The sequence below is a fragment of the Nonomuraea sp. NPDC050451 genome (assembly GCF_044458585.1).
In genome coordinates, this window is record NZ_JBITHZ010000011.1 from 1 (window position 1) to 12,591 (window position 12,591).

The window sequence follows — 12,591 nt, forward strand, 5'->3', positions numbered from 1 at the left end:
TTCCTCGACCTGCACTGAATCCACGCGGGCTGAGGCAAAATGCGGCAGCAGTAACTCAAACCCCTGATCTATGCACGCGCACCAGCATCACCAAAGCGCACCCCTCGACGCAGGAACAACACGAACCCGGCCGACTCCGCAACAAGATCAGCGCCAGAGCCGGTTTCTGACGGTGCTTCGCGACACGATGGGTCAGTAGCGCACCGTAACCGTTGTCTTGGCCTGCCCTGCAGGAGTCACGTGCTCTGGGCCGGACGCTGGGTATCGGTGTGTAGTACGAGGCCGTCGCCGGGGGCGGGCCGGAACCCCAGCCCGGCAAGGGCAGCATCGTCGATCTCGGTGACCACGCGCAGGGCACCGGCTTCGGTCGCCTCGCCGACCGCAAGACGCACCAGCGCGTTGCGTACCTCCGGTGGAATGCCGGGCAGGACGTGCACCAGGTCGAGACGGACGGTGGTGCGCTGCTCGTTCTCCCAGGACGCGGCCGCATGACCGACGAAGGGCCTGCCGCGCTCGTTGTTGACGTAGGCCTGCAGCCAGCAGGCGAGCCTGCTTTCGGCGATCAGCTGTCTGGGGATGGTCACGTCCAGCCCCGCCTTGGCCAGCCAGGAGCCGGCCTCGGTCGGATGCGGGGGAACCAAGCTGACGAAGTAGCCGGTGGGGCAGACGTCGGGGGCGTCGCGGGGGTCCAGCAGGACGTACCCGCTGCGGATCGTCCGGCGGCCGCGGCGGACCAGCCCGGTCGCGAGCTCCTCCGCGAGCCAGCCCGCGACGTCCGCGGCCCATTCGTAGGCCGAGTGCACCGGCATGCCGGTCCACGGACTCCGTGGCGCCGTCGGATACTCGACGGCGATGGCGTAGAGGTTCGGGTCCCGCCGCCAGCGAAAGATCACCAACATCCCGTCGGGCTCCGGTCTGACATTGACCGCGGAGTAGCCCTCCGTCACGGCGCCCGCACGTGACAGGCATGTCGTGACCGCTGCGAGGACCTCCTGCCGGGACCACTCGATTGCCACGCGTTCAGGCTCCCATACCCCGTCTCGCACTCGATACGGTCGCGGCCGCCCCGGGGAACCTTGATGCTGATCGATCCCTACCCCGACCTTGCCCTGGGGGTTCGGCCACGCGCGGGTGACCGCTTCTACGGATCGATCCCCCAAGAGATCTGCCGACAGGTTGCCTACGCCTACATGGCCGCCGGCCACGCCGAGCGGGCTGATGAGTGGCTGGCCTACGGCGCCACGATCACCGCCGAGGGCTCTGTCCGCCTTGCCAAGGCCAGCACGGGACGGCACGCCGCCAACCGCGTTTACCGTCACCTGCGCGCGGGCGACGACGCGACGATTCGCGACCTGTACCTGAGCGTCGCCCACACCAGCTCAGGCGTAGGGATGGCCCTCCACGCACCAGCCACCGAGCCGACGCCAGAGATCCAACACCCGGCACCAGGCGAGGCCCGCTTCACCACACGCGAGGCAAAGCTCCTTCAGCACATGCTCGCGACAGCCAGCGGCTAAAACAGCGACTCGCCGCCGAACACCCATCGTGCTACAGGATCGGCCGCAGGGTTACTCCGTCCCAATAAAGGTGCGCGGCCTGGGTCCAGGCCGCAGGGTAGCGCCCCGCACAGGAGACACGATCACCGCAGGTGCCCCTGGTACTCCCACAGGTAGTCGTTCACGGCCTGCTCGGGGACGCGGAAGCCGCGCCCGACGCGGACGGCGGGCAGTTCACCGCTGTGGATCAGGCGGTAGACCGTCATCTTCGACACGCGCAGGACCGTGGCCACCTCCGCGACCGTCAGGAAAGTCACCTCGCTCAAGGGCCGTTCGTAGCGGGGCGCGGGCATCACACGGCTGACCTCGAGATCGGTGACGGCGTCGGCACGGGCCAGCTCGACCAGCGCGTCCGCAGCGCTCTCGATGTCGGCGGCGTTCTCTGTCGGCGGTGCCGCACGACTGATCAGCCGTGCCGCGACCTCCTGTGCTGTCCGCGCTGTTCGCGTGCCCGCCATACAGCCAACCTAGCGGCCGCCCGCCATCTTGTCCCACCCCTCAGGCCGGGGACACCACGAACACGTCCCCCAGCGCTTGGCCGGGTACCACAGGGCCGCCATGGCCATGCGCTGAGCCTCCTCCAGGGCCCGTCGCACCGATAGCCCCTCCATGTCTTTGGTGTTGAGGAAGTCCACCACCGACCGCTCCCAATGATCTTCCGCCTCACCCCAACGGCCCGCATGGACCTTCAGCACGAACGTCTCGACGAACCGCTTCGCGTCCCGTCCCTGCTCGCGCAGGTCTGCCAGAGACTTCATCGCCGGCTCCCCGGCCGCCGGTTGGCTCGGGCCCGGCGGCGCAGGTCCTCAACCACCTCCGCTGCCGAGCGGCCGCGGCGGTCCTCGATCTGGCGGGTCACCAGGTAGCCCACGGTGCCCCCGACGAACGCCGGGATCGCCAGCCAGCCCACGATGGACACCAGCCATGTCACCGGCGCCGATCCCGCCTCCGCCGGCGACTTGATGCCGATCAGCACCTCGTACGCCGTCGACCAGCCGATGAGCATCCCGTCGACGACGAACACCACCACGAAGGCCAGGACGACCCACAGAGCGCGGGTGAGCAACCAGTACCGGGTCTTGCTGAGCGCTGCCAGGGATCGCAGGCGTCTGCGGCACCGCGCCACCAGCGGAGCCCGCGGGGGCGGCTGCGTCCCAGCCGGTGTCATGCCTTGACGGTAACCGCTCCCCGACTCCATTCAAGGGGCCAAAACGACCGGCAGACGCTATCGGACCTACCTTCTACAGTGCACGTCCGCAAGCACCCATGGCGATCAAGCTGAGGCTGTAATCCCCCGCCGCAGTCCGCAGAGTCCCTTGGCTCCCTCCTCCGCGAGGGGAGCCAAGGGGCTCTTTGTGTCTGTTGAGCGACAGGCTATTGACGGCGCCCCGCGGCGTCTGTCAGAGACTTAAGCCACAGGATGGATGGGGCCCATTGTGCTCCCTGCCCGCTGGGTCTGGTCTGGCGTTTTTCGCCGAGGGCAGCGCTCCCCCGTCGGCACCTCGGCGGTACTGACGCACTCAACACAGACTCAACAGCATCTCAACACCCCGGGCCGCACGATGCCTCCACGAACTCGAGCAGGAGGCTCACATGAAGACACTCAAGGCCCTCGTTGCCGCCGGCGCCATCACCGCCACCGCTCTCGTCGCCGCCCCCGCCGCGAGCGCCACCACCACCGAGCTCGGCTGCCCGCATCCCCGGGTGGCCAACCGGGACCCCGGCTACGTGACCATGACCGGCTCGTTCAACCTCAAGGCCGGGCCCTACCAGGGCAGCAGGTGCGCCACCATCACCAACGTCCGCAAAGGCACCAAGCTGTGGGTTCACTGCTGGGTGATCAACAGCTACGGCACCCCGTGGGGCTACATGCAGATCAAGGGCACCCGCACGTGGGGCTGGATGTCGGCCGCGAACGTCAACTACGGCCCCGGCATCAACTTCGCGAAGTGCCCCGGCGCCGAGCTTTGACGCCCTATACCCACCCCTGGGCCTGGGCGCGCTGCACCGCCTCGACCGCCCCCACCCGCCCGAACAACCACTGCGGCCGACACCGCGCAGCCCGACCGACTGGCAGCAGGCCCCCGCCGTGTACGCCGGCGACGTGCACGCCGAGCTGGCGAACGTGGCGCTGCCGGCCGCCACCAACGCCGACGTCGACCGGCTCAACGCCGCGGCGCGGGCGGTGCGCCGCGCCGCCGGCGAGATCTCCGGCCCCGAGGTGCGCTACCGCCAAGCCGGCGGCCGCACGCTCGCCCTGGCCGTCGGCGACCACGTACGCGTGCCCACCAACGACTACCGGGCCCGGCACGGCCAGGGCGCCAACGTGCTCAACGGCTACCGCGGCCGCCTCGTACGGATTGATGACCAGCGGCGGGTGCTGGTCGAATGGCGCGCTCCATACGCGGACGGGCCGCGCGTGGAACAGGAATGGATCACTCCCGGCTACATCGCCGCCGGCGGGTTGGGACACGGCACCGCCCTGACAGTCGCTTCCGCCCAAGGGCGTCACCGTGGATCAGGCGCTCGTCTACGGCCACGGCCTCGACCCGCACAGCCTCTACGCCGCCATGTCCCGGGACCGGGAGACGGCCCGCCTGTATCTGCCGCGAGCTGCTGGAGAGCGACGCCGACCGGGCCCGGTACGGCGAGTCCGACAACCACGCCATCGAGCTGCAGCGCGCGCTGGCCGCCTACGCCGCCACCCTGCGTGGCGATCGCGCCGACCGCCTGGTGACCGCCGAGCCCGAGCCGATCGCCCGCCAGCACACCGAACGTGAGCGCGCCGCCGACCCCGCCCGCGATCGGCGGACGGTCGAGCGGCTGACCGGCCAGGCCCGCGACCCGGACCGCCAAGACGCCAAGCGCACTGCAGAGCCGTCGACGGCGCCGTGCGCGAGCGCCTGGCGCCCGTAGTGAAGGAAGGCCCCGCCCTGGAGAGGGCCGCCCAGCAGGCCGCCGCCGCCGCAGCGCCGCTGCGGGCGGCCTGGCCGCTGGTGCGGCGCCAGCGCGACGATCTCGAACGCGACCTCGCCACGCTCCAGCGCGCGGCCCGGGCCCGCGACGTCGACGACGCCACGTACCGCGCCGGCCGCGCCCGCCACGCTCACCAGCGTGCCCAGCAGGAGCTGGCCGCTGTCCGTGGAGAGCGCGAGCTCGAACGCGTCGCCCGCGTCGAGCACGCCCGACGCCAGCGCGCGGCGGCCGCCCGGGCCGACGACGTCACCCGCCCCACGCCTGGGCTGCGGCGCGAGCATAAGCGCCGCCAGGCCTATCGGCCGCCACCCGACCGCGGTGTCGACCGCGGTCCCGGGCTGAGCCGCTGACCCGCCCGGGCCCCGCCGGCCCCGCCGACGGGCGGCGGGGCCCGGGCGGTCAGCGCATGCTTTCGGCCAGCAGTTGGTCGATACGGTCGGGATGGGCTCCGGTGGCGGCGGCCATCAGGGGCACCAGGCCGCTCACCGCGGAGATGTGCTGCCCGGACAGGGGGCCGATGCTCACGTGCGGGGCGTCGGCGACCGGGTCGTCCGGCACATCGTTGCGCCATAGCTGCGCCCACCAGCTGCCGGTGCCCTCATCCCAGCCCCACACGCTGCGCCCCTGCCAGCCTTCCAGCAAGAACCCCGAAAGGCCCTGGATGTCTCATGGCCACCTCCCGCCAGCACGTTGAACGTTTCCTCCGGGCAGCAGTGAACCAGGCGTGGTGCTGGGGGAACCCCAAATCCGAGGCCGAACCGACGATGTATCGGATCAGTGGTTCTAGAGGTGCGTCACTCGTCGCAGCGTTCGAACATCTGAACGTATGTGTTGGCTGGAGTGATGGACCCGTGGGATGGGTCTGCGCTGCCCACCGCGATGCCGACGTACATGTGCCTGAACGTCGGGCTGAGGATATTGGCCCGATGGCCGGCGCTTTGCATCCACCAGTCGAAAGCTGCCCGAGGTGTCACCCTCTCACGGCCTGCGCCTGTGTAGGTGTTCTCGGCGAGCCAGGACTGCCTGCAGCGGACGCGGACCCCGAAGCCTGCGTCCTTCGCGCGGATTTCAGGGGTCGTCTTGGTTACTGGGTTGATGTGCGGATTACATCGATCAGGCTCATTCTCCCTTGGGGTGCAGCCCGGAAATTGCTCGACGGTTCCCCACCAGCGGAGTCTGGCCGCGTCATCGGCGTGCCGTTGGGCGGCGATCTTGACGGAGGGCGTCCCCATGATCCTCCGGCCTATTGCGAGGGGACGCAGCCGACGACCCACCGGCCTGAAGTGACGGGCGCGCGCCTCATTGACGAGACACAAGATCGCCCGTTCCATGTCGCCCCGCTGCATTCTGTAGGCCGCACGCCCTTGCGGCGTGTCAGGGAAAGCAGACGGGTCGGGGTTGTACACCCAGTCCGCTTTCGGGCACTCGGTGGTCTTGAGCTGCGTAGCTGGGATCCCGGCTGTTGACTGGGCTGGAGGTATGGATGTCAGGGTCAGCGCGACGGCGCCGGCCGACGTGAGTATGGCTGTCTGTCGAAGACGCGATATGGGGCGCATCGCTTGCCTCCGTTCCGGGGCCTCGCTGGCAACTTAACAACTGCCCCTTACCGCCTGAAACACAGTTTTGACCCGGATTGGACAGACTGCTCTTTGCCCTCCTGTCAATGGCCTCCCATCTTCACCAAGCCGAGCGGCCACCCGGGTCCCGCTGCTACGCCGACGGGCGGCGGGGACCTGGGGACAGGTCAGCGCATGCTTTCGGCCAGCAGTTGGTCGATACGGTCTGGATCGGCTCTGGTGGCGGCGGCGATCAGCGGCACCAGGCCGCTCACCGCGGAGATGCGCCACCCAGCGAGCGGCCCGATCCCCATGTGCGGGGCGTCGGCTACCGGGTTCAGGCAGGTCGTTGCGCCACAACTGCGCCCACCAGCTGCCGGGGCCCTCATCCCAGCCCCACACGCTGCGCCCCCTGCCAGTCCTCCAGCAAAACCCGAACGGCCCCGGATGTCTCATGGCCGCCTCCTCGCCAGCGGGTTCAACGTTTCCTTCGGGCGTCAGTGAACCAGCGGCGGACTGGCAGAGGGAGGCGAAATTCTCGTCCGGGGGACAAAGCTCAACCCGCGATCCGGGCCTCCAGCAGCGACTCCATCGTGCCGGGGGAAACCCAAATCCGGGGTGTTGTCACGCATAGTGAGAGGTCCACTCCGATCCCTTAGGGTTCAGCCTGGGATCGGGAATTACAAACCCGCTTCTCTGCTTGTCCTGGTACGTCTGGCTCGTCTGGACCAGTAGCGATCATGATGCCACCCACTGAGCGAGGTGGGTGGCCAGGCCTCCTACCGGGGTTGAACGGGTAGTCGCACCAGGTAGGAGGCCTGCCCACATCAGGCTAGGACCCCAAGGGGGGACCAGCGCCTTCAGGGCCGGTTTTCCTAGATCGTACGCGCGTTCGATATGGTCGCCAGTCATGTCTGATGCACCAGCAGTCAGAATCTTGCCTGACGGTGCCGACTACCTGCTCAAACGGCGCGCCTTCGCCGACGGACGGCAGATGGCAAAGGTGTCCTGGATAGACATCACACCCGGCCCACGGGGAAAGCTCGTCCCCCGCGAGGAATGGCTGCCCATGGATCGGGTGGGCTTGCCGCAGGGCGTCGGCTACAGCGCCGTCGACCACGAGTACATCGCACAGAACCCCGATGATGAGGTCGCCGGACCGGCGCACACCGGCCAGTCCGCCGCGGCGGCCCGGCCCGCTGGCTGGCCTGCTCAGGTCCCGCTGCCCGGTGAGGATCCCGGCTTGGCCAGACAGGCGACCGCCTGGCTGCTGGACCGCCTACCGCCTGACTACCGGGCCCATCAGGTGGTCCACGACCCTTACGTGCCGACCTGGATGGCCGCTGGCCACGTCGACAGCGCCCTGGCCGCACTTCGCAACGGATACCGGGGCGCGGCTGTGGACCTCAAAGCACGCCTGCAGCCCGAGACCATCGCCGCCGTACTGGAGGTCTACCGCACCGAGGGACGCCGGCTGACCGCCACGGCCGCAGCCATCAAGCTCGTGGGTCGCGTGATCTTGCTGCAGCGTTTGTCGGTCAGTTTGGACAGCACTCGGGGGCTGATCGGGGCCGGCATGTCGGTGAGAAGTAGCAGCGTTCTGAGGCCCGACAACTCACATAACGTGTTCATGTGATTGCTGATAGGGGCGCGCGGCACCGACGTTTCAGGCTCCGAGCGCGATCGGCCACACCACCAGCAGGTACGACTCGCCGGGCCGGTTCGACAGCCCACCACCCGGCCGCGCTCGCCCGTGGACGCGCAGGCCATAGCGTCCAGCGCCCTGGTAGGTCAGGTTAGGGGGCGGCGCTCCGTCGCGGGTTTGCATGCCCTCGATCTGCATGATGCCCGTCGTCGTGACGAACTCGATCTCCTCCGTCTCCTCCCATCTGGAGACGGGTCCGCACGACCCGGACGAATCCCACCGCACGTGCACCCCCACCACGCCCCGGCCCTTGAGCGTCCTGATGGCCACCGCGTCCGGAGCGGCGGCGACCAGGCCCTCCGGCAGCGCCGGTCCGGCGGCGGGCTCCCGGTAGGGATTGACGACCCGCAACCGATGCTCGGTCGCCCATGCGGTGCCCAGGACGGGCGCGGGCGGCAGAGGGGGAACGACCTTCCCGGCGATGCGCCCCGGTTCGCTCTCCGGCCGCGCGTGCTCCCGGGCCCAGCGCCTGATCTCGGCGGACTTGTCCGGCAGCCTCAGCTCTTCCGCGACGCCCACGCCGAGCTTGGCGCACGCCTTCGACCCCACCTCAATGGGCCAGATCGTGACCAGGTAGAACTCGAAGGGCACGCTCGGCACGGCGCAGGGATCGATGTCGCGGCCGCGCGCGTGCACACGCATGCCGTAGCGGCCAGGACCGTACGGGGTGAGGTTGGGGAGCGCCTCCGGCATGTGGCCCATGAGGCCCCTCAACCGTGTCCCGCCCGTGAAGCTGATCAGCTCCACGTCCTCCACCTCGTCCCATCCCTCGGCCGTGGTGGTAGGGGGCTCGTCGGCGAGTTGCACCGTGACGTCCACGACTCCGGTGTGTATGCCGGTCAGGATCACCGCCGCTCCGGGGGCCGACGCCGTCAGACCATTGGGGACGTGGGACGGATGGTCGGCGCCCGTCTCCTCGTTCACCAGCATCTGATGATGGCTCACGTGCACGTCCGCTCTCGCGGACGTGGGGGGTTGCGTCCTCATACGGGCGATCTTGACAGCCGGGTCCGACAGAACGGGTCCAGCCGAGATGGCCGGGGCGGCAGCGGCTTGCGCGGCTCGGGGCAGACCGAGGCCAGCACCTTCTCCACTGTCAGGAAGCCCATGTTGTGCTTGCTTTGGATGGCCCGGATGGACAGCCCCGCTCGAGAATCGCGGCGGATCGCCGCGTACAACTCGACCTTGGATTTGGGCTGCACCAGCGACACCTCATCTCGCTAAGCACATCAATGCTCCCACCGCAAGCCCTCGGGTGCTGTTACTTCTCAGCGACATCACCTTGCAGCGGAAACGATCGCTGTCGCAGCAGATGTCCTGTGCCGTCCGACCTTGAGCGTATGACAGCGATGTTTGGGTGAGGTGCTCGTTCGTTGGCATGGTTAGCTCAGCTACCTGGACAGGTCGACGCCGACCTGCCGTCAGCGACCACCAAAACGAACAACGAAGTACTACAAGCTGACGTTCTATCTTCGAGTCGGATCAAGCTAGTCCTCGATGTTTCCCACACCGTGGCGAGCCGGATCCGTTCCCACCTCCGGATGAAGCTGACTCACTCTGTTATCACTCGGGGCGGCGTTGGCGGACCCGTCTGAGGCGAGCACCATCGCCTCCTCGGCCCTGCCGGCCGGAAATTCCAAGAGATATTCACCCGGCCGCTTGGTATCGTCGGGCCATGGAGGTTTCCACGCGCACTCTCATCGCAGCCGCACGAGCTACTCGCTCGTCGGTTGCCGCTGCCTGACCTCCTCAACACCGCCGGCGACCGGAAAACGGCCGCAGGCGTGTCGTCGGGGCTGTGTTGCTTGCAGCCCGTTTCTTGCGGTCCTTTCCGGTCCTCATGACCATGAAGGGCCCATCCCCAATGAATACCGACCAGACCGTTGGCACCTTCCTTGACTTCTTCCGCGAGCGTGGACACCAGCGCATCACCGGAAGTTCGCTCCTCCCGCCTCCCGGGGATCCGGTGCTGTTCACCACCTCCGGCATGCATCCGCTCACCCCGTACTTGGAAGGCCGCCCGCACCCGCTCGGGCGCCGCCTGGTCAACCTGCAGCGCTGCCTGCGCACCACTGACCTGGACGAGGTCGGCGACTGCAGTCACCTGACGATGTTCGAGATGCTGGGCTCGTGGTCGCTGGGTGACTACGACCATCAGCAGAGCCTCCGATGGGGCTACGAGCTGCTGCGAGACGGCTTCGGTATCCGCTCCGACCGCCTGTACGTCACAGTCTTCGGTGGCGGTGAGCAGGTCGGGCCCGACACGGAGTCGCTGCGTACCTGGGGCGAGCTGGGCGTGCCGGTGGAGCTGACCGGTGAGGACAACTGGTGGTCCAACGGGCCGAGCGGTCCGTGCGGTCCTGACTCGGAAATCTTCGTATGGATCGGGGACGGACCGCCACAGGGAACCCCGTCCATTGACGAGCGGTGGGTAGAGGTGTGGAACCACGTGCGGATGCGCTACCGCCGCCACGAGGACGGCAGCCTCGAACCTCTGCCACGGCCCAGCATCGACACGGGGATGGGGCTGGAACGGCTCCTCACGATCTTGCAAGACCAACCGTCGATCTTCAACTGTGATGTGTTCCAGCCGTGGATGAAGACCATCCCGTCCCTGTGGAGGACAGACGAGACGTCATTACGCGTCATCGTCGACCACCTGCGTTCCGGCATCGTGGTCATCGGCGACGGGGTCACGCCGTCCACCACCGGGCGGGGCTACGTGCTGCGCCGGCTCACCCGGCGTGTGCTCACCACTTTGTGGCGCGATGATCCATCCCGTACCTTGTCCGACCTTCCTCGGGACGTAATTGAGCACACGCTGGAGCATTTTCGGCAGCCACGCGAGGTCAGCCATGTGCGGGAGGTGTTTCTCGATGAAGAGCGACGATTCTCCAAGCTGCTCAGGAGAGGCCGGCAGGTACTGACCAGAGAGGGTTTCATCAGGAACTTGAGCGAGGAGGACTACGACTATCTGCACCAGACCCATGGCCTGCCCCGCGACCTCGTTGTCGGCCTCCTCGCCGAGAGTGGATCAGATCCATTCACTCACACGCCCGGCTCTCGAGGTTAGGGGAAAGCGAAGGCTGATCATTATCGAATCTGCGCAGGAACCCCTGCCACCAGCGATCCACGTCTGTGCCGGCGGCGCCGGTCTTGGAGGACCACAGCCAGACCGGCGGGGCGTCACAGTCGCCGGGCAGATGCTCGACCTTCAGCCGGATGAGAGTGCCCTCGATGATGGGCAGTTCGCCTTCGTGGTCGACCAGGCGGCGCGGTGGGTGAGCCGGGGATGGGTGTAGCCTTCCGCAGTGACTTGTTGATCTGCCTTTCCTGTCGTGATTGTTGGATCGCGGGCGGCTTCCACCTGTGGGTGTGCAAGCATGTGAGGCGCTGGTAGCTGTGTTGACGGCCCTCGTTCCTACGGGGACTGGCGGGCGGTGGTCAGCCGCTGTATGACCAGGCTCAGAGGCAGATAGCGCTCGATCGCCGCTGGTGTCAACCGCGTGTCGGCGGCGCCTTGGTCGCCAACTGGGCGATTCCGCTTCGAACGTCAGCGCCACTACGTTCACCGTGTGTCACATCCCGGCGGCTCGCGACTCATCGAGTGCTTCGGAAGCTCTGGGCCCAGCGGCGAAGTTCGGTGGCGGCCTCGTCGCGCGTGAGGGAGCCACGTTCCAGGTAAACCTCCTGGAGGTGCCGGATCGCGGCCCCCACCATTGGGGAGGGCGGTATGTCGAGAATCTGCATCACCGTTCTGCCGTCGAGTACGACCGGGACATCGTCACGCCTGATGTACCTGTCACGTTGAGCAGCGGCGCGGGCATCGGCCTCTTCCTTGGTACGGCGCGCGGCCTCCCACGTGTCGTAGTTGGCGGCGTCCAGGGCATGTAGGCCCGCCCAGCGCCACCCCTCCATGTCGCGTTCCTGTCCGAAGCCGACCGTGTCGAAGAGGTCCAACGCGCCCGTTCTGACCACTCCGAGGCGCGCGAGCACGGCGTTGATCGGCCAGTCCTCGTGTGGCGGTCCCACCGGGATCCATGCGTACTCGGGACCCCAGCTCTGACGGCCGTGCTCCCACAGGGCAGCGGCCTGGCTGCCGTCACCACCCCAGAAGTCCGCTTCCACGTAAGCGATATGGCCGCCGCGTGACCAGTCTTTCAGTCTCTCGGCGAACGCCGGGGACATGAGCGTGAACGGCCCGCTCTCCCGCCGGTCGTCGGTCAGCTCGTTGAAAATCCCGTCAGTCACCGGCAGCAGCCCCAGGCGTTGCCGGAGGGGCGCCACCACAGCTCGTGGCACACCGTCCGACAGGGAGCGGAGATGGTCAAAGTCACCGACAACACCGTGGAGCACGTAAGACATGCCCGCACCCTAGATCGGGCAGCGGCACACAATCATCACATTTCATGGGGCGGACATCGCGGTGTCGACCACCTCCAACGGGTGCGCAACTCGCACTGAGTCACTGCGTTTCAAGCTGTGAGGGCATGCTCCTCCTGGCAGTGGGTTTGGTGAAGGCGGTGTTGTTCACGGTCGAGGTGATAGGTCCAGTACGCGTTCAGGTCGCCGTTGGAGATCACAGCGCGTAGCTTCAAGATCGCTTCGGCGCCGGCCAGCCCCCGCCTTGCGCCGGTGATCTCCAGGCGGTCGCCGACCAGGTGCCTGGCTGTGCCCTCGACCACACCGGTGGCAATCGGCCAGCCCTGTTCCAGGGCGTGGTCGTGACGCAGGTAATCGCGGTGGCGGGTGAGGTAACGGACGGCGGTCTCCAATCCGCCGCGCGCTGGACACTGCG

16 protein-coding genes and 1 pseudogene are annotated in these 12,591 nt (G+C 67.8%); 6 read left to right on the forward strand and 11 right to left on the reverse strand.

Going from position 1 to position 12,591, the window contains the following annotated elements; genetic code table 11:
* Window positions 1–236: 236 nt before the first annotated feature.
* Window positions 237–1,016, reverse strand: a complete 780-nt coding sequence (locus ACIBI9_RS30305) for a hypothetical protein (protein ID WP_397226707.1) — start codon at window positions 1,014–1,016, stop codon at window positions 237–239.
* A 63-nt stretch (window positions 1,017–1,079) separates the two neighbouring features.
* On the opposite strand from ACIBI9_RS30305, the gene ACIBI9_RS30310 reads away from it, so the two are divergent.
* The gene (locus ACIBI9_RS30310; protein ID WP_397226709.1) at window positions 1,080–1,517 is read left to right on the forward strand and encodes a hypothetical protein; all 438 of its coding nucleotides are present in this window, start codon (window positions 1,080–1,082) and stop codon (window positions 1,515–1,517) included.
* Window positions 1,518–1,639: 122 nt separating this feature from the next.
* On the opposite strand, the gene ACIBI9_RS30315 is transcribed toward ACIBI9_RS30310, so the two are convergent.
* The 3 genes from ACIBI9_RS30315 to ACIBI9_RS30325 form a co-directional block, all read right to left on the reverse strand.
* Window positions 1,640–1,849, reverse strand: a complete 210-nt coding sequence (locus tag ACIBI9_RS30315; protein WP_397227309.1) for a helix-turn-helix domain-containing protein — start codon at window positions 1,847–1,849, stop codon at window positions 1,640–1,642.
* A gap of 174 nt (window positions 1,850–2,023) precedes the next feature.
* On the reverse strand, window positions 2,024–2,314 hold the full coding sequence (locus ACIBI9_RS30320) for a DUF6313 family protein (RefSeq protein WP_397226711.1): 291 nt from the start codon (window positions 2,312–2,314) through the stop codon (window positions 2,024–2,026).
* Entirely contained in the window at window positions 2,311–2,724 is a 414-nt protein-coding gene (locus ACIBI9_RS30325) for a DUF6313 family protein (RefSeq protein ID WP_397226713.1), read from the reverse strand. Before ACIBI9_RS30325 ends, ACIBI9_RS30320 begins: the two co-directional genes overlap by 4 nt.
* Before the next feature lie 425 nt (window positions 2,725–3,149).
* On the opposite strand from ACIBI9_RS30325, the gene ACIBI9_RS30330 reads away from it, so the two are divergent.
* The 3 genes from ACIBI9_RS30330 to ACIBI9_RS30340 all read left to right on the forward strand — a co-directional run bounded on the left by ACIBI9_RS30330 (window position 3,150) and on the right by ACIBI9_RS30340 (window position 4,882).
* Window positions 3,150–3,527 carry a hypothetical protein gene (locus ACIBI9_RS30330; RefSeq protein WP_397226715.1) on the forward strand — a complete coding sequence of 126 codons (378 nt, stop codon included), beginning with the start codon at window positions 3,150–3,152 and terminating at the stop codon, window positions 3,525–3,527.
* Between the two features lie 118 nt (window positions 3,528–3,645).
* Window positions 3,646–4,293, forward strand: a complete 648-nt coding sequence (locus ACIBI9_RS30335; protein WP_397226717.1) for a hypothetical protein — start codon at window positions 3,646–3,648, stop codon at window positions 4,291–4,293.
* A gap of 154 nt (window positions 4,294–4,447) precedes the next feature.
* Window positions 4,448–4,882 (forward strand): hypothetical protein, encoded by a 435-nt coding sequence (locus ACIBI9_RS30340; RefSeq protein ID WP_397226719.1) that lies wholly within the window; start codon window positions 4,448–4,450, stop codon window positions 4,880–4,882.
* Between the two features lie 49 nt (window positions 4,883–4,931).
* On the opposite strand, the gene ACIBI9_RS30345 is transcribed toward ACIBI9_RS30340, so the two are convergent.
* The 3 genes from ACIBI9_RS30345 to ACIBI9_RS30355 form a co-directional block, all read right to left on the reverse strand.
* Window positions 4,932–5,147, reverse strand: coding sequence for a hypothetical protein (locus ACIBI9_RS30345; protein WP_397226721.1), 216 nt, complete (start codon window positions 5,145–5,147; stop codon window positions 4,932–4,934).
* A gap of 179 nt (window positions 5,148–5,326) precedes the next feature.
* Window positions 5,327–5,863 (reverse strand): CAP domain-containing protein, encoded by a 537-nt coding sequence (locus ACIBI9_RS30350; protein ID WP_397226722.1) that lies wholly within the window; start codon window positions 5,861–5,863, stop codon window positions 5,327–5,329.
* Between the two features lie 413 nt (window positions 5,864–6,276).
* Window positions 6,277–6,402: a hypothetical protein gene (locus ACIBI9_RS30355; RefSeq protein WP_397226724.1), complete on the reverse strand. Its 126-nt coding sequence runs from the start codon at window positions 6,400–6,402 to the stop codon at window positions 6,277–6,279.
* A gap of 596 nt (window positions 6,403–6,998) precedes the next feature.
* Between ACIBI9_RS30355 and ACIBI9_RS30360 the strand changes: the two genes are divergently transcribed.
* A complete protein-coding gene (locus ACIBI9_RS30360) occupies window positions 6,999–7,724 on the forward strand; it encodes a hypothetical protein (RefSeq protein WP_397226726.1) in 726 nt (241 codons plus the stop codon).
* A 30-nt stretch (window positions 7,725–7,754) separates the two neighbouring features.
* Here ACIBI9_RS30360 and ACIBI9_RS30365 read toward each other — a convergent pair whose 3' ends face one another.
* Together ACIBI9_RS30365 and ACIBI9_RS30370 are read right to left on the reverse strand one after the other, a co-directional pair.
* Window positions 7,755–8,780, reverse strand: a complete 1,026-nt coding sequence (locus ACIBI9_RS30365) for a hypothetical protein (RefSeq protein WP_397226728.1) — start codon at window positions 8,778–8,780, stop codon at window positions 7,755–7,757.
* Window positions 8,777–9,004: a hypothetical protein gene (locus tag ACIBI9_RS30370; RefSeq protein WP_397226730.1), complete on the reverse strand. Its 228-nt coding sequence runs from the start codon at window positions 9,002–9,004 to the stop codon at window positions 8,777–8,779. The genes ACIBI9_RS30365 and ACIBI9_RS30370 overlap by 4 nt, the downstream gene beginning before the upstream one ends.
* Window positions 9,005–9,633: 629 nt before the next feature.
* On the opposite strand from ACIBI9_RS30370, the gene ACIBI9_RS30375 reads away from it, so the two are divergent.
* Window positions 9,634–10,866 (forward strand): alanine--tRNA ligase-related protein, encoded by a 1,233-nt coding sequence (locus tag ACIBI9_RS30375; RefSeq protein ID WP_397226732.1) that lies wholly within the window; start codon window positions 9,634–9,636, stop codon window positions 10,864–10,866.
* Between the two features lie 527 nt (window positions 10,867–11,393).
* On the opposite strand, the gene ACIBI9_RS30380 is transcribed toward ACIBI9_RS30375, so the two are convergent.
* Window positions 11,394–12,158: a hypothetical protein gene (locus tag ACIBI9_RS30380; protein ID WP_397226734.1), complete on the reverse strand. Its 765-nt coding sequence runs from the start codon at window positions 12,156–12,158 to the stop codon at window positions 11,394–11,396.
* Between the two features lie 110 nt (window positions 12,159–12,268).
* Window positions 12,269–12,577, reverse strand: a pseudogene (locus ACIBI9_RS30385) (ISKra4 family transposase); the annotation flags it as partial.
* Between the last annotated feature and the right edge of the window lie 14 nt (window positions 12,578–12,591).